Origin of the sequence: Halomonas cerina (genome assembly GCF_014192215.1) — a bacterium.
GTDB classification, from domain to species: Bacteria; Pseudomonadota; Gammaproteobacteria; order Pseudomonadales; family Halomonadaceae; genus Halomonas; species Halomonas cerina.
This window is the reverse complement of the sequence record NZ_JACHXP010000001.1, coordinates 56911-72022: the sequence shown is the minus strand read 5'-3', so window position 1 is coordinate 72022 and position 15112 is coordinate 56911. Positions and strand designations below refer to the sequence as shown.

General features: G+C 67.3%; 14 protein-coding genes. 1 reads left to right on the top strand and 13 read right to left on the bottom strand.

Annotated elements, in window-relative coordinates; translation table 11 throughout:
* Positions 1 to 93: 93 nt before the first annotated feature.
* A complete protein-coding gene (locus FHR94_RS00315; protein ID WP_183323366.1) occupies positions 94 to 888 on the top strand; it encodes a 2OG-Fe dioxygenase family protein in 795 nt (264 codons plus the stop codon).
* Between the two features lie 86 nt (positions 889 to 974).
* On the opposite strand, the gene FHR94_RS00310 is transcribed toward FHR94_RS00315, so the two are convergent.
* The 13 genes from FHR94_RS00310 to FHR94_RS00250 all read right to left on the bottom strand — a co-directional run bounded on the left by FHR94_RS00310 (position 975) and on the right by FHR94_RS00250 (position 15029).
* Complete coding sequence (locus tag FHR94_RS00310) at positions 975 to 1556, bottom strand: YceI family protein (RefSeq protein WP_183323364.1); 582 nt, start codon at positions 1554 to 1556, stop codon at positions 975 to 977.
* A complete protein-coding gene (locus tag FHR94_RS00305) occupies positions 1556 to 2149 on the bottom strand; it encodes a cytochrome b (protein ID WP_183323362.1) in 594 nt (197 codons plus the stop codon). The genes FHR94_RS00310 and FHR94_RS00305 overlap by 1 nt, the downstream gene beginning before the upstream one ends.
* 163 nt (positions 2150 to 2312) lie before the next feature.
* Positions 2313 to 3509, bottom strand: coding sequence for an O-succinylhomoserine sulfhydrylase (locus tag FHR94_RS00300; RefSeq protein WP_183323360.1), 1197 nt, complete (start codon positions 3507 to 3509; stop codon positions 2313 to 2315).
* Positions 3510 to 3519: 10 nt separating this feature from the next.
* Positions 3520 to 5037 carry an amidophosphoribosyltransferase gene (gene purF, locus FHR94_RS00295; protein WP_183323358.1) on the bottom strand — a complete coding sequence of 506 codons (1518 nt, stop codon included), beginning with the start codon at positions 5035 to 5037 and terminating at the stop codon, positions 3520 to 3522.
* A 69-nt stretch (positions 5038 to 5106) separates the two neighbouring features.
* On the bottom strand, positions 5107 to 5664 hold the full coding sequence (locus FHR94_RS00290) for a CvpA family protein (protein WP_183323356.1): 558 nt from the start codon (positions 5662 to 5664) through the stop codon (positions 5107 to 5109).
* A 106-nt stretch (positions 5665 to 5770) separates the two neighbouring features.
* The gene (locus FHR94_RS00285; protein WP_183323354.1) at positions 5771 to 6472 is read right to left on the bottom strand and encodes an SPOR domain-containing protein; all 702 of its coding nucleotides are present in this window, start codon (positions 6470 to 6472) and stop codon (positions 5771 to 5773) included.
* A complete protein-coding gene (folC, locus tag FHR94_RS00280; protein ID WP_183323352.1) occupies positions 6469 to 7788 on the bottom strand; it encodes a bifunctional tetrahydrofolate synthase/dihydrofolate synthase in 1320 nt (439 codons plus the stop codon). The genes FHR94_RS00285 and folC overlap by 4 nt, the downstream gene beginning before the upstream one ends.
* A 10-nt stretch (positions 7789 to 7798) precedes the next feature.
* Positions 7799 to 8869, bottom strand: coding sequence for an acetyl-CoA carboxylase, carboxyltransferase subunit beta (gene accD, locus FHR94_RS00275; RefSeq protein WP_183323349.1), 1071 nt, complete (start codon positions 8867 to 8869; stop codon positions 7799 to 7801).
* Positions 8870 to 8946: 77 nt separating this feature from the next.
* Complete coding sequence (gene trpA, locus FHR94_RS00270) at positions 8947 to 9750, bottom strand: tryptophan synthase subunit alpha (protein WP_183323347.1); 804 nt, start codon at positions 9748 to 9750, stop codon at positions 8947 to 8949.
* Positions 9751 to 9759: 9 nt separating this feature from the next.
* Complete coding sequence (trpB, locus tag FHR94_RS00265) at positions 9760 to 10974, bottom strand: tryptophan synthase subunit beta (RefSeq protein WP_183323346.1); 1215 nt, start codon at positions 10972 to 10974, stop codon at positions 9760 to 9762.
* A gap of 60 nt (positions 10975 to 11034) precedes the next feature.
* Positions 11035 to 11691 carry a phosphoribosylanthranilate isomerase gene (locus tag FHR94_RS00260; protein WP_183323344.1) on the bottom strand — a complete coding sequence of 219 codons (657 nt, stop codon included), beginning with the start codon at positions 11689 to 11691 and terminating at the stop codon, positions 11035 to 11037.
* A complete protein-coding gene (truA, locus tag FHR94_RS00255; protein ID WP_183323342.1) occupies positions 11684 to 12628 on the bottom strand; it encodes a tRNA pseudouridine(38-40) synthase TruA in 945 nt (314 codons plus the stop codon). Before truA ends, FHR94_RS00260 begins: the two co-directional genes overlap by 8 nt.
* Positions 12629 to 12635: 7 nt before the next feature.
* Positions 12636 to 15029 (bottom strand): FimV/HubP family polar landmark protein, encoded by a 2394-nt coding sequence (locus tag FHR94_RS00250; protein ID WP_183323339.1) that lies wholly within the window; start codon positions 15027 to 15029, stop codon positions 12636 to 12638.
* Between the last annotated feature and the right edge of the window lie 83 nt (positions 15030 to 15112).

Sequence of the window (15112 nt, the reverse complement as noted above, 5' to 3'; positions counted from 1 at the left end):
ATTTCGTTGCCATTCTCCTCCTTTCGTACCTGTTGCTCATTCATTTGTAGCAACAAAGGGCATTACCGCCCACTACGAAAATGGAGAAAACTCATGAAACTCGACACCTTAAAGCATGGTTTCGATCGTACCACCATGCCTGCCGGCCCCTTGGTCGACTACTGGTCTCCGGCGGTCATTGATACCCTGTCGCGCCAGGACTGGGCCTTGACCGACGTACGCGATCGCCTCGACCTGGCGGCCTGGCAGGCCGCCACTACCGACCTGCCCCGCGATCCCTACGTCAACCGGCGCTGGAAGCGGATGTCCTGGCTGGCCCTCGACGAGAGGGGCGAGATGCAGGCCATGGGCCACTGCCCCATGGCGCAGGGCGGCGCCTTCAATGAGGCCGAGAGCATGGCCGATCGGCTGCGCTACTACGCGCCCCTGACCGATGCCTTTCTGGCACGCCCCGACGTCAAGGCCTTCGTGAAGGCCTGGGCGCGGCTGTGGGAGCTTCAGGCTAACGAACCGATCCTGATGCAGATCACCGGTGTCCGGGGCGAGGGTCGGGTCGACCCCCTCCAGGGACAGGGCATCCATGCCGACGGCTGCAAGGCCCTGAGCATCATGGTGGTGACCCGGGAAAACGTGGCCGGCGCCGACAACCACCTCTATGCCGACAAGGCCGGTACGCGCCGACTCACCGATGCCATCCTCGCGCCCGGCGATATCCTGCACCTGCGGGACGACCGGCTCTTCCATAGCGTGGACGGCATCGCCCAGCAGGATCCCGGCGCACCCTTCGAGCGGTTCATCGTGATCATCAACAGCCGTTTCGTGGATGATTTCCAGAACCGTATCCTGCGTCGTCACTTCCCCGACGCCGTGCTCAACGAGACCCGCTGAGGGTTGCGGGAATAAAAAAGACCCCTCGGCCATGCCGGGGGGTCCTCGATTTAGGCGTCGGGTTAGGACCCTGACGCTATCCTCTCTTACTGGCGGATGCCCTCGAAGGTGACGTAGAGCTCGAGCTCATGCATCACCTCGGGGAAGCTCGACATGTCGATGCCATAGTCGGCCAGGGTCAGGGTCGTGGAGCCCTCGAAGCCGGCACGGTAACCGCCCCAGGGGTCCTCCCCTTCGCCAACCAGGGTCACCGGCATCTCGATCTCGTGGGTCTGGCCATGCAGGGTCAACTCCCCGGTCAGGACGCCCTCGTTGTCACCGGTGGGCTCGAACCCGGTGGATGCGAAGGTGGCGGTCGGGTACTCGGCGACATTCAGGAAGTCATCGCTCTGGATGTGCTTGTCACGCTCGGCATGGTTGGTATTGATGCTCGACACATTGACATCCACGCTGACGGAGGACGCCGCGAGGTTCTCCGGATCGTAGCTGAACTCGCCGGAGAATTCCTCGAAGCTGCCCAGGATGTAGGAGAAGCCGAGGTGGCTGATCTTGAATTGCACGAAGGCGTGCTGCCCCTCGGTATCGATGGTGTACTCGGCTGCCTGGGCTTGGGTGAACGGCACCAGGGCGGCGGTCAGGGCGGTGGCGATGGCGGTCTTCTTGAGCATCATGCATCTCCTTGGTTCGTCGGGGAGGTCGATCGCCCGAAAGGGCGACGGGAACGGGTCGGGTCGATCATGCGCCACAGCACGTCATGGCGATCGATCCAATGGTGTTTCAGGGCGGCGAGGGCATGTCCCGCCGCGATGAGCATCAGGGCCAGGGCGCTGTACCAGTGAAGGGTGCCGGCCACGGTCGCCTGGTCGGGCAGGTGGCTGATCAGTGCCGGCACCTCGAAGGCGCCGAACACGCTGATGCCGGCGCCGTCGGCGGTGGAGATCAGGTAGCCACTGACCAGGACCACCAGCATCAGGACATAGAGGGCGATATGGCCCAGATGGGCCAGCGCCCGTTCCAGACGCGTGCCGGCGGCCGTGGGTGTGGGCTGAACCGCCCGCCAGGCGAGCCGGGCGAGGGTCGCGAACAGCACCAGCATGCCCACGGACTTGTGCCACCAGGGCGCCAGGTTGTACCAGCTGTCGTAGTAGCCAAGCCCGGTCATCCACCAGCCCAGCACGAAGAGCGCGATGATGGCCAGGGCGCTCAGCCAGTGCAGCAGGATGCTGACAAGCCCCCAGCCCGATGAGGTGTTGCGCCACATACGAGACATCCCTGATGAAAAAGAATCAGGCGCCTACCCTACCCGACCACCGTCCCGGGGTCTGCTGAAAAAAGCCGAATGCCATATTCGGAAAAACTGAATAGGCGAGACGACGTGGCGTGAGGCCTCGGCAAGGACGCCCTTGCCGGGAGCCGTGCCTGGCTCAGGCGAGGGCATCCAGCCCCCGTGCCAGGTCGGCACGGATGTCGGCCAGGTCCTCGAGGCCTACGGCCACGCGGATCAATCCCTCATGGATGCTCGCTGCGGCCTTCTGGTCGTCTGAGAGGCGCCCGTGGGTGGTGGTGGCGGGATGAGTGATGGTGGTCTTGACGTCACCGAGGTTGCCGGTAATGGACACCAACCGCGTGGCATCGATCACCGACCAGGCCGCCTGGCGCCCGCCCTTGACCTCGAAGCCAAGCACCGCCCCGAAGCCCTTCTGCTGACGGGCCGCCAGCGCGTGCTGGGGATGGCCGACCAGGCCGCTGTAATGGACCTGCGCCACGGCCGGATGTCCGTCGAGCCACTCGGCAAGCTGCTGGGCATTGGCGCAATGGGCCTTCATGCGTAGGCCCAGCGTCTCGAGCCCCTTGGTGAAGATCCAGGCATTGAAGGGACTCAGGCAGGGCCCGCAGGTGCGCACCACCCCGAACAGCTCCTCGAGCTCCTTGTCACGCCCCACCACGGCACCGCCGATCGCCCGGCCCTGGCCGTCCAGGTACTTGGTCGCGGAGTGGATCACCAGGTCCGCGCCCAGTTCGATGGGTGTCTGCAGCGCCGGCGTCAGGAAGCAGTTGTCGATGGCCAGCCACGCACCGTGGCGATGGGCGATCTCGGCGAGCGCCGCGATGTCAACCACCTCGGAGAGCGGGTTCGAGGGGGTCTCGGCGAACAGCAGCTTGGTCGCCGGCGTGATGGCCGCCTCCCAGGCCTCGAGGTTCGACAGTTCCACGTAGCGGGTGGTGATCCCCAGCTTGCCCAGGTACTTGTCGAACAGGCTCACGGTGGAGCCGAACAGCGAGCGGGAGGCGACGATCTCGTCGCCGGCCTCGAGCAATGCCAGGGCCGTGGCCAGGATCGCCGCCATGCCGGAGCTGGTGGCCACACAGCGCTCACCGCCCTCCAGCGCCGCCAGGCGCTCCTCGAAGGTGCGCACCGTGGGGTTGGTGAAGCGTGAATAGATGTTCCCCGGCTCCTCACCCCCAAACTTGCGTGCCGCCTCCGCGGCGCTGTCGTAGACGAAGCTTGAGGTCGGGAAGATCGGCTCCCCGTGCTCCTGCTCGTGGGTCCGCCGGTGGCCGGTGCGGATCGCCAGGGTATCGAGTTGCCAACCCTCACCGGGTATCGATTCGTCGTGCATGCCGCTCCCCTCAGTCGTCGATATCATCCTGGTTATGCACGCCTACCAGGGCATGATCGCCGGCGCTTCGCTGCTTGGCCTCATCGCTGCGTGCGGCCTCGAGATCGGCCAGGTAGGTGTCATCGATGTCACCGGTGATGTAGCGACCATCGAAGACCGAGCAGTCGAAGGCCTCCAGCGACGGGTTGACTTCTCGACAGGCCGTCTTGAGGTCCTCGAGGTCCTGATAGACGATGCGATCGGCCCCAATCAGCTCCCCCACCTCGGCCTCGCTGCGGCCATGGGCGATCAGCTCGCTGGCGGCCGGCATGTCGATGCCATAGACGTTGGGATAGCGGACAGGTGGCGCCGCCGAGGCGAAATAGACCTTGTTGGCCCCGGCTTCGCGGGCCATCTGGATGATCTGCTTGCAGGTGGTCCCGCGCACGATGGAGTCGTCCATGAGCAGCACGTTCTTGCCCTTGAACTCGACATCGATGGCGTTGAGCTTCTGGCGCACCGACTTCTTGCGCTGGGTCTGCCCGGGCATGATGAAGGTCCGGCCGATATAGCGGTTCTTCACGAAGCCCTCCCGATAGGTCACCCCCAGGTGCTGGGCCAGCTCCAGTGCCGAGGTCCGGGAGGTATCGGGAATCGGGATCACCACGTCGATATCGTAGTCCGGCCACTCACTCTTGATGCGATCCCCCAGTTTGCGGCCCATCTGCATGCGTGTGCCGTAGACATAGGCGCCATCGAGGATCGAATCGGGTCGTGCCAGGTAGACATGCTCGAAGATGCAGGAGGTCAGGCGCGGAGCATCGGCGCAGGACTGGGTATGGATCGCCCCGTCCATGTCGACGAAGATCGCCTCGCCAGGCGCCAGGTCACGATGCAACTCGAAGCCCCCCACATCGAGGGCCACCGACTCGGAAGCGATCATCACCTCCTGGCCCTGCCCCCCGTCGCGAGTACCGAACACCACCGGCCGGATGCCATGGGGGTCGCGGAAGGCGACCAGGCCCACGCCATTGATGATCGCCACGGCCGCGTAGCCACCACGACAGCGACGATGCACGCGGCGCACGGCATCGAAGATGTCGCCGGGCTCGAGGTGCAGGCCCTGTTTGCCCAGCTCGTGGGCGAAGACATTGAGCAGCACCTCGGAGTCGGAACTGGTATTGATGTGGCGCAGATCCGAGGAGAACAGCTCCTGCTTGAGCTGCTCGGAGTTGGTCAGGTTGCCGTTGTGTGCCAGGGTGATGCCGAAGGGCGAATTGACATAGAAGGGCTGGGACTCCGCCTCGCTGGAAGACCCGGCCGTAGGGTAGCGGACATGGCCGATGCCCAGGCTACCCTTGAGACGCGCCATGTGGCGGGTATGGAAGACATCCCGCACCAGGCCGTTGCTCTTGCGCAGTAGAAAGCGTCCCTCGTGCCAGGTCATCATGCCGGCGGCGTCCTGCCCCCGATGCTGGAGCACCGTCAGGGCATCATAGATGCCCTGGTTCACCGCCTGCTTGGCCATCAGGCCCACGATACCGCACATTCAGCTTACCTCTCTTGCCTTGGATGGGACGGGGCCATGCGAGGATGGCGTCCGCCCCGGTCATATATGTCAGGGGGTCGTTTCGGGGTCGATGACCAAGCCAGAGTCGCGAGGCAGCTCACGCAGCACGGCGGGCATCTCGGGCAGGCGCCCTTCTGCGTCCATGAGCCGACTCACCGCCCAGTCCCGGAGCTGCTCGAAGGTCGGTCGCAACTGCGCCTGCTGCCAGGCCTGCAGCTGTTCCAGTGGCGTCAGACCGATCAGAATGGTCGCCAGCACCACGATCGCCGCGCCTTTGGCGACGCCGAAGGCGGCGCCGGCGACCCGATTGAACAGGCCCATGCCGACCCACTCCACGGCGGCATGCATCATGCGGATGATCAAGCCGCAAGCCAGGATCACCGTGAACACCACCATCACGAAGGCCAACACCAGGCGTCCGTCGGGATTATCGATCAGACCGGCCAGCAGCTCCGCCACCGGGGGTGACAGCCAGCGGGCCGCCAGCAAGGCGAGCACCCAGGTCGCCAGCCCCAGGGCCTCGCGTATCAGCCCGCGCATGAAGCCGGCCAGGGCGGTCACCGTCAGTACCACGATGAATAGCCAGTCAAGCCAGGTCAGCAGCATCTCAGCGCCCTCTCTACATGACTCACTCGCTCATGACTCACTCGGCGCCCTCTTATCCTTCACTCGGCACCCTGTTACTTTCCGCTCGGTGCCTGTCATGCCCCACTCAGCGTTCCGTGCGTACCAACAGGCCTTGGAGGTTGATCTTGGCCTTGAGTTCGGCCATGACGACTTCGGCCACCTCGGAGCTGTCGTAGGGACCGACATAAACCGAGGTCAGGTCATTGTCGCGCGGGCGCCGATAGGCCGGAAAACCCTGCGATTCCAGTCGTGCCTGGAGCCGCTCGGCATTGCCCGGCTCGCCGAAGCTGCCGACCTGCACGGCCCACTCGCCCCCCTCGGCGGCCTGCCGAGGCGACTCGGTCGGCGCCGTCTCCTCGGCGGCGAGGCGCTCGTCCGCGGCCCGCGCCAGCGCCGCGATGGGGTCCTCTTCCGTAGCGTCTTCCGCCTTCGTGGCATCGTCCGCCTTGGCGTCTTCGCCGGGCGTCTCCTGCTGCACCGCGCCGGGCATGGCCTCGATGTTGTCCACCGTCGTGGCGGACGCCGTGGTGGAGGGGGCACTGTCGGGTGCCTCGACCCCCTCGAGGGGCGTCTCGTCGATGGCCTGGGTGCCCCCCCGGAGGCTATCGGGAGGCTCGGGGGCGGGAACATCCTGACGCTCGACCTCGGCCGGTCGCTCGATAGTCATCACCGGACGGGGACGCTCGTCCCGGGGCGCCGGCTCGTCGAACAGCATCGGAACGAAGATCACCGCCAGGGCGACAAGGATCATCGCGCCACTGACGCGCTCACGCATTCCGTATTTCATGTCGCTCCCTCGAAGCTCGTGTCAACCTGATCAGTCTGTGCCCGGGACCGCCAGGCCGCCAGCACGGCGCCCACGGTGAAGAAGGAGCCACAGACCAGGACCCGATCCTCGGCGGCAAGCCGGGGCGTCAGCCAGGCGGCCCCCAGCCCCGGCGAGGCGGCCCGGTGCCACACCTCGGCGCCCCGCGCCACCAATCGCTCGGCCAACTCGTCGGCACCGCGGGCCCGCTCGCCGTCGAGGCCGACCGGCACCCAGGCATCGACGACGGATGAGAGCGCCTCGATCACGCCATCGGCGTCCTTGTCGGCGAGCATGCCCACCAGGGCGATGGTGCGCCCGGCACAGGGCCGCGCCGACAGGCGTCCGGCCAGGTAGTCGGCGGCATGGGGATTATGTCCGACATCGAGGCACCACTGGCCGACCCACTGCATGCGCCCCGGCAGCTGCACTTCAGTCAGCGCGCGACGACAGGCCGCCGACGCCAGCGGCACCTCGGCCAGCACCAAGGCCTGCAGGGCCGTGGCGGCGTTATCCAGCGGAAGGCCGGGATCGGGGAGATCGACCAGCGTCAGACCCTGACTCGGGGTCTGACCCCAAAAGCGCCAGCCCTCGCCATCGCCTTCACGCCGGAAGGCTTCGCCCAGAGCGTAGACCGGCGCGCCGAGTTCCTCGGCCACCGTCCGCACGCTGTCCGGCAGAGACTCGCTGCCGAGCACCGCGGGGCGCCCCGCCCGCAGGATGCCGGCCTTCTCGCGGCCGATGCCCTCGAGGTCGTTCCCCAGGAAGGCGGCATGATCCTGGGCCACCGTGGTCACCACGGCAACATCCGGATCGATGACATTCACGGCGTCCAGTCGTCCCCCGAGCCCGACCTCGAGGATCGCCAGATCGGGGGCACGGCGGGCGATGGCATGCAGCGCGCCCAAGGTGCCGACCTCGAAGTAGGTCAGGCTGACCGGCTCGCCATCGAGGCGCGCGGCCTCCACGGCCTCGAAGCCGTCGATGAGCGTCGCATCGTCGGCCTCGACTCCCTCGAGGCGCAACCGTTCGTTGTAGCGCAGAAGGTGCGGAGAGGTGTAGGCGGCGGTGGTCATGCCATGGGTGAGGGCCAGGGCTTCCAGCATGGCCACGGTAGAGCCCTTGCCGTTGGTGCCGGCCACGGTGATCACGCGCCCCGCCAGAGGCGCATCGAGCAGGCCCATGCGTCGAGCGACCTCGGCCACACGCTCGAGGCCCAGGTCGATCCCCACCGGGTGCGCCGCTTCGAGGCGGGACAACCAGGCCGCCAGGGAGAGGGAACGGGAAGCGTCGCTCATGCCGCTGGCGTCAACGGGGGACGTGATGGCGACCGGCGGTATCCGACGCTTCCGGCTCGGCGGTCTCGCCTGGCTTTTCGGAGGCCTCGCCTGGCTTTTCGGACGCCTCGTTCCGACGGAGCGCCTCGGCGACCGGCTCAGGTGCCGGCGCCCTGCCCGGCTCGCCGCGTTCGGCCGCCTCGAGCAGATCCGGCTGCGCCTCGACCGCCTCGGTCAGGCCGGATCGCGGCTGGTGGGTAAGCTTACGCAGCACGCTGCCCAGGCGGTCACGCATGTCACGACGATGGACGATCATGTCCACCGTCCCGTGCTCGAGCAGAAACTCGCTGCGCTGGAAGCCCTCGGGCAACTGCTCGCGTACCGTCTGCTCGATGACCCGGGGACCGGCAAAGCCGATCAGGGCATTGGGCTCGGCCACGTTGAGATCCCCGAGCATCGCCAGGGAGGCCGATACCCCGCCGAACACCGGGTCGGTGAGCACGGAGATATAGGGCACGCCGGCCTGCCTGAGCTTCTCCAGTGCCGCGGAGGTCTTGGCCATCTGCATCAGCGAGAACAAGGCTTCCTGCATGCGCGCCCCGCCGGACGCGGAGAAGCAGATCAGCGGGATGCCCTCCTCCAGCGCCAGGGTCGCGGCACGCACGAACTTCTCGCCCACCACGGCCCCCATGGAGCCGCCCATGTAGGTGAACTCGAAGGCCACCACCACCACCGGCAGACCATCCAGGGTGCCCCGAATGGTGATCAAGGCATCCTTCTCGCCGGTCTCCTTCTGGGCAGCGACCAGGCGGTCCTTGTACTTCTTGGAGTCACGGAACTTAAGGCGATCCACCGGCTCGAGGTCGGCGGCGATCTCCTCACGGCCCTCCTTGTCCAAAAACCAGTCCAGGCGCTTGCGTGCCGTCAGGCGAAGGTGGTGATCACACTTGGGGCAGACGTTGTGATGCTTCTCGAGCTCCGGGAGATAGAGCACCGCCTCGCACTTGGGACACTTGCGCCACAGGCCGTCGGGAACGCTCACCCGACGATCCTTGCGCTGAATGCGGCCCACCGAGGGCACGATCTTGTCTAGCCAGCTCATGTCAGAAACACATCCGTATAGGCTGCGGCCCCCGATCTGCGGGGGCCAGGTCGAATCGGTCGGGGACAGGCCCCGGATCAAGCATCCAGTGCCTGGCGCATCTCGCCCAGCACGGTCTCCAGGGCAGCGGGGATCGCCTCCGGACGCTCGGCATACTCGGCGATCCGGTTGACCAGGGCCGAGCCCACGATGACGCCGTCGGCCACCTGCCCCACCTCGGCGGCGGAAGCCCCGTCACGGATCCCGAAGCCCACGCACAGCGGCAGGTCGGTCATCTCGCGCAGCGGCGCCAGGTGCTCGGCCACGTCGCCGGCATTGAGGGTGGCGGAGCCGGTCACGCCCTTGAGCGATACGTAGTAGAGATATCCCTCGCCATGGGCGCATATTGTAGCGGCCCGGGCACGCGAAGTGGTAGGGGCCACCAGGAAGATCGAGGCCAAGCCACGGGCCTTGAGCACCGGGCCAAACTCCTCGGCCTCTTCCGGTGGCATGTCCACGGTCAGCACGCCGTCGATGCCCGCGGCCGCCGCCTGATCGGCGAACGGCTCGAGGCCGATGCGCTCGATGGGGTTCAGGTAGCCCATCAGCACCACCGGCGTCTCGGTGTCCTGCTGGCGGAACTCGCGGACCATCTCGAACAGGTGCGACAGGCGCACCTGGTGGCGGAGCGCCCGCTCACAGGCCTTCTGGATCACCGGACCATCGGCCATGGGGTCGGAGAACGGCACGCCCAACTCGATGACGTCGGCCCCGGCCCGCACCAGGGCATGCATGAAGCCTACGGTATGCTCGGGGGATGGATCCCCGGCGGTGATATAGGGAATCAGTGCCTTGCGCCCCTCGGCCCTGAGCGCGGCGAAACGTTGGTCGATACGATTCATCTTGGCCCCTCAGAATTCGATGCCGTCGAGCTTGGCAACGGTCATGATATCCTTGTCGCCACGACCGGACAGGTTGACGACGATGTTCTGGTCGGGGCGCAGGGTGGGCGCCAGCACCTTGGCATAGGCCAGAGCATGCGCCGATTCCAGCGCCGGCATGATGCCTTCGACGCGGGTCAGCTCGCGGAAGGCCTCGAGCACGGCCTCGTCGTTGGCCGCCACATAGTTGACGCGGCCCACGTCTTTCCACAGGGCATGCTCCGGCCCCACGCCGGGATAGTCGAGCCCTGCCGAGATCGAATGTGTATCGGACACCTGCCCGCCCTCGTCGGACATCAGGTAGGTGCGATTGCCATGCAGCACGCCACGGGGCGCCCCGGATGCCAGCGGCGCGGCATGACGGCCGGTCTCGACGCCATCCCCCCCCGCCTCGACACCGTACATGGCGACATCGTCATCTTCGACGAAGGGGTAGAACAGGCCCATGGCATTGGAACCGCCGCCCACGCAGGCCACCAGCGCATCCGGCAACTGGCCGAACTCCTCGACGGACTGGCGGCGCGCCTCACGGCCGACCACGGCATTGAAGTCGCGTACCAGCATCGGGTAGGGGTGCGGGCCCGCCACGGTGCCGATGATGTAGAAGGTGTCGTCGACGTTGGTCACCCAGTCGCGCAGCGCCTCGTTCATGGCGTCCTTGAGAGTTCGGGTGCCGGACTCGACGGGAATCACGTTGGCGCCGAGCAGGCGCATGCGATAGACGTTGAGCTTCTGGCGCTCCACGTCCTCGGCGCCCATATAGACCTCGCACGCGAGGCCCAGACGCGCCGCCACGGTGGCGGTGGCCACGCCGTGCTGCCCCGCCCCGGTCTCGGCGATCACCCGCGGCTTGCCGCTCTTCTTGGCCAGCAGGGCCTGGCCGATGGTGTTGTTCACCTTGTGGGCGCCGGTGTGGTTGAGGTCCTCGCGCTTGAGCCAGATCTGTGCCCCGCCCAGTTGCTTCGACCATCGCTCGGCATGATAGAGCGGTGACGGACGACCCACGTAGTGGGCCAGGTCATAGTCGAATTCCGCCTGGAAGGCCGGGTCATCGCGAAGACTCAGGTAGGTCTTCTCCAGCTCATCCAGGGCGAAGCTCAGGGTCTCCGAGACGAACCGGCCGCCGTAGGGACCGAAGTGGCCGCGGGCGTCCGGCAGTCGGGTCAGGTCACTGAACTTGCTCACGAAAGACACCTCACAGGGTCGTCAGAAGGGATGTAGGGGTCGGGGGTCACGGGACAGCCGTCAATCGCCAGCCCGTGCGGCATCGGCGGCGCGCACGGCCCGCAGGAAAGCCCGGAGGCGAGCACTATCCTTGACGCCGAAACGGGCCTCGACACCACCGGACACATCCACCGCCAGGGGCCGCACGGTGCCAATGGCCTCGGCGACATTGGCCGGCGTCAAGCCTCCGGCGAGGATAACAGGTTTTGCCAGGCTTGCGGGGATCCGCGACCAGTCGAAGGTCTCGCCGGTGCCCCCCGGCACGCCCGGGCGATAGGCATCCAGCAGCAGCGCCTGGGCCCCGTGGTAGGCCTCGGCGGCGGCGACCAGGTCAAGTCCGTCGCGCATGCGCAGCGCCTTGATCCAGGGGCGTGGCGAGGCGGCGCAGAAGGCCGCTGTCTCCTCGCCATGGAACTGCACCAGGTCCAGATGTTCGGCGCATCGTGCCACCAGAGCCGGGTCCGAGTCCACGAACAGCCCCACCCGGGTAACGAAGGCCGGTACCCGGGCGGCGAGTTGGGCCAGGCGCGCTTCGTCGATCGCCCGCTTGCTGCCCGGCCACAACACGAAGCCCAGCGCATCCGCCCCGGCCGCCACCGCGGCGTCCACATCCTCGGGTCGAGTAATACCGCAGATCTTGACGCGGGTCCGCGCCAGGGGGGTGGCATGCTCAATCATGGCTATCTCCTTCCGGAACCCTTTCCGCCACCACGGCGGTCACGGGCCGCCCCCGCCGAAACTCGACCATCGGGCAGTCCGGCAGGGGGCGCTCGCCCGTCCACTCGCCGAGGAAGGCCAGCAGGTTCGGCCCCAGCGGTTCCCGGGGCAGCCCCCAGCCCGCGTCGTAGAGCGAGTCGACGAAGTGCAGGCCGCAGGCCGGCGCGGTGACATCGCCCAGGGTACGATCCTTGAGCGCCAGCAGCCTCGCCAGATGATCGCTGTCCTGCTCGCCCCGCCCTACCGTCACCAACGCCCCGACGATATTGCGGATCATATGGTGCAGAAAGGCGTTGCCCTGGACATCGACCACCACCAAGGGCCCGTGCCGATGCACCTCGAGGAAGTGGAGGTGGCGCCAGGGGGTCTTCGACTGACAACCGGCCGCCCGGAAGCTGGAGAAGTCGTGCTCGCCGACCAGCACCTGGGCCGCGACGTGCATGGCCTCGGCATCCAGCGGGTCACGACACCAGGTGGCGTTGGCCCGCTCCAGCACCGGGCGGCTGGGCTGGTTGAGGATCACATAGCGATAACGGCGGGCCAGCGCCTTGAAGCGGGCATGGAAGTCATCGGGTACCGGCCTCACCCAGCGCACCGCGACATCGCGGGGCAGGTTCGCATTGGCGCCGAACACCCAGGCCTTCTGGGAGCGCGGCGCGGGGGGATCAAAGTGAATGATCTGCCGGGTGGCGTGGACGCCGGAGTCGGTGCGTCCGCTGGCGTGTACCTTCACCGGCTGGCTGGCCACCTTCGACAGGGCCGTCTCGAGCGCCGCCTGCACCGAGGCCGCATGCTTGAGGCGCTGCCAGCCGCAGTAGGCGCTGCCGTCGTATTCCACGCCCATGGCCAGGCGGCCAGTCAGGGGGTGGCGGTCGTCGAGGGATTGGAAGAGGGTCATTCGGCCTTCATTGCGGGAGATTGTCGAGCAATTCGCGGGCCTCCTTGCGCGCGTCCGGATCATCGGACTCGTCGATGAGGTTCTCGAGCAACGCCCGAGCCTGGCCGGACGCCTCGACATCGATCAGGCGGCGCGCCTCGGCCAGGGTCGAGGGGGAGGAAGCCGCAACGTGAAACTGTGCATTATCCCGCTCCAGGGGCGGGAAGGCCACCTCCTCCACCTCCAGATCCGAGATCCGTGATGCTGAGGAAGGAATCTCTCCTGGCCCTCGTGACGAGTCGTCGCCGCCCACGGCACCGCTGGCGGGAAACTCCACGCTCGGCTGCATGGGGGTCTCCTGACGAGTGAGCGGGTTCGGGTCCAGCGCCGGCGGCCGATAGTCGATGATCTCCGGTCCTGCATTGCTCCGGCGAGGCGGCCTCGCCTGCACCGTCTCGTGAACCGATGCCTGTCGGTCCGGCCCAAGGGGACTTGGGGACGTCGATGCCGACGTCATGCGCGGCTCGCCTTCGGCTTCCGGCGCCCCGGCCTCGTCATGGACGGCAGGCGCCGGCGTGGTGGCCTCGGGGTCCGTGGCCGGTGACCCGGCCACCGGGTCTTGCGCCTGCGTCTTCGCGGCCTGGCCGGATGGCGACTCGGCGTCCTGCGCGGCAGCGGCTGGCTCTTCCGCTCCCTCCTGCGGTGTCGACGCTTTCGGTCGCCGTGCCAGCAGGCGCTCCACCTCGGCGAGGATCGCCGGCTCCCCCCGGGCACGCAGCCGTTCGGCCTGCTGGCGGGCCGCCTGGCGATCGCCCTGCTCGAGTTGCACCCCGAGCAGCTTGAGGCGCAGGTCGTCACGCTCGGGTTCGCGTGCCAGGCTGTCTTCCAGCAACCCCCGCGCCTGCTCGTAGCGGCCATAGGCGATGAAGATATCGGCCTCGTTGATGGCCTCGGCCCGGGGCATCGAGGCGTGGGTCGGCGCCGGCGAGGCATGGCGTCCGCCGGACGGGATGGCGGTGCTCGGCGGCTGTCCTACCGATGGTGACGGGTCGAACACCACCTGCGGTGCCTCCTCACGACGGCGGCGATGACGCACCCACGCCAGCAGGCCCAGCAACGCCACCACACCGGCGCCGCCCAGTATCAGAGCGCGTCCTCCCCCTGACGGCAAGACGCGGCGCCACCCCGCTTCCTGGCTCGGCGCCGCCTGGACGGCCGGCGCATCGGCAGCGACCGTCTCCAGGGCGGTCAGCTGACCGCGCAGCGCCTCCAGTTCCTCGCGCATCGTTCCCAATGCCTCCTGCAGCGCATCCCGTTCGGCGCGTGCCGCCGCCAACGCGTCGCGACTTTCCTGCCAGCGTTGCTCGAGACGTTGCAGCCGTGTATCAGGGCCCGGCTCACTCCAGCCATACAGCGCCCCCAGCACCCCGCGATCGAGGCGTGCCGTTTCACTCACGTCTGCATCGCCATCGGCCGGCGGAGTGCTGTCTGCCCGGTCCGAATCACCGACCGCCTGCCTTTCTCCGGCCGAGGCATCGCCGCTGGCCTGGGCCTCGGTCAGGAGGGTCAAGCGTGGGCCGGCATCCTCGGGCCCTGCCGGGGCCGGCGTCCCCTCCTCACGGCGAGCCCAGGCCTGGGTCATGGTCTCTACGGCGCGGGCTGCCTCGGCGTCCGAACGCCTCAGGATCGCCTCACGGGGCGGTACGGTCAGGCGATAGCCGGCGCGCAGGCCATGAATATTGCCGCTGACAAAGGCCTCGGGGTTAGCCTCCACCAGGGCGATCATCATCTGCGCCCGGCTAATACCGGTGCTGGGTTGCAACCGTCCGGCCACCGCCCAGAGGGTGTCGCCGGGTCGTACCCAGGCAGGGCCGGTCGAGGATGGCCCGACGGCGGCCTCCTCCACGGAGGAGGCCGCAGAAGAAGACGCCAGGTCGGACGGCTCAAGCTCCGCTTGTTGATCGAAGGAGGGGGAAGATGCCCATGCCTCGTCGGGACGCGCTCGCTCTACCAGGGCCGGCATCTGATCATAGTCCGGCGGATCCAGCAGCAGGGTCACCTCACGAAGCTGCTGGCCTTCAGGCCAGTCGAAGCGCAGCAGCAGGTCCAGCCAGGGCGAGCGTACGGCCCCTTGGGTGCTAAGATCCAGCACCAGGCGTCCCTGGCGCCGCCTGACATCCAGGCTCACGCTGGCGGCCAACGGGGTGCGCTCGAGGCCTGCCGCCTGGAAGGCCCGTGCATCGGCGACCGAGACCTTGAGCAGCCCCGGCCGCAAGTGACCACTGCCCGTCAGCGGAATCGTGGCACGCAGCGGCGCATCGAGCGTCGAGCGAACCTCGGCATCGGCAAGCCCCAGCGCCTGGGCCAGCGGACTGGTGACGGTGAGTGAGAGCAGCATGGCGAATGTCAGCTTGCGTTTCATGGGTCCCTTGATCCCTTGATGGCGCCGACGAGCGTATGTCATCACATGGTCATATCTCATGAAGCATGATGATGCCTATGTAC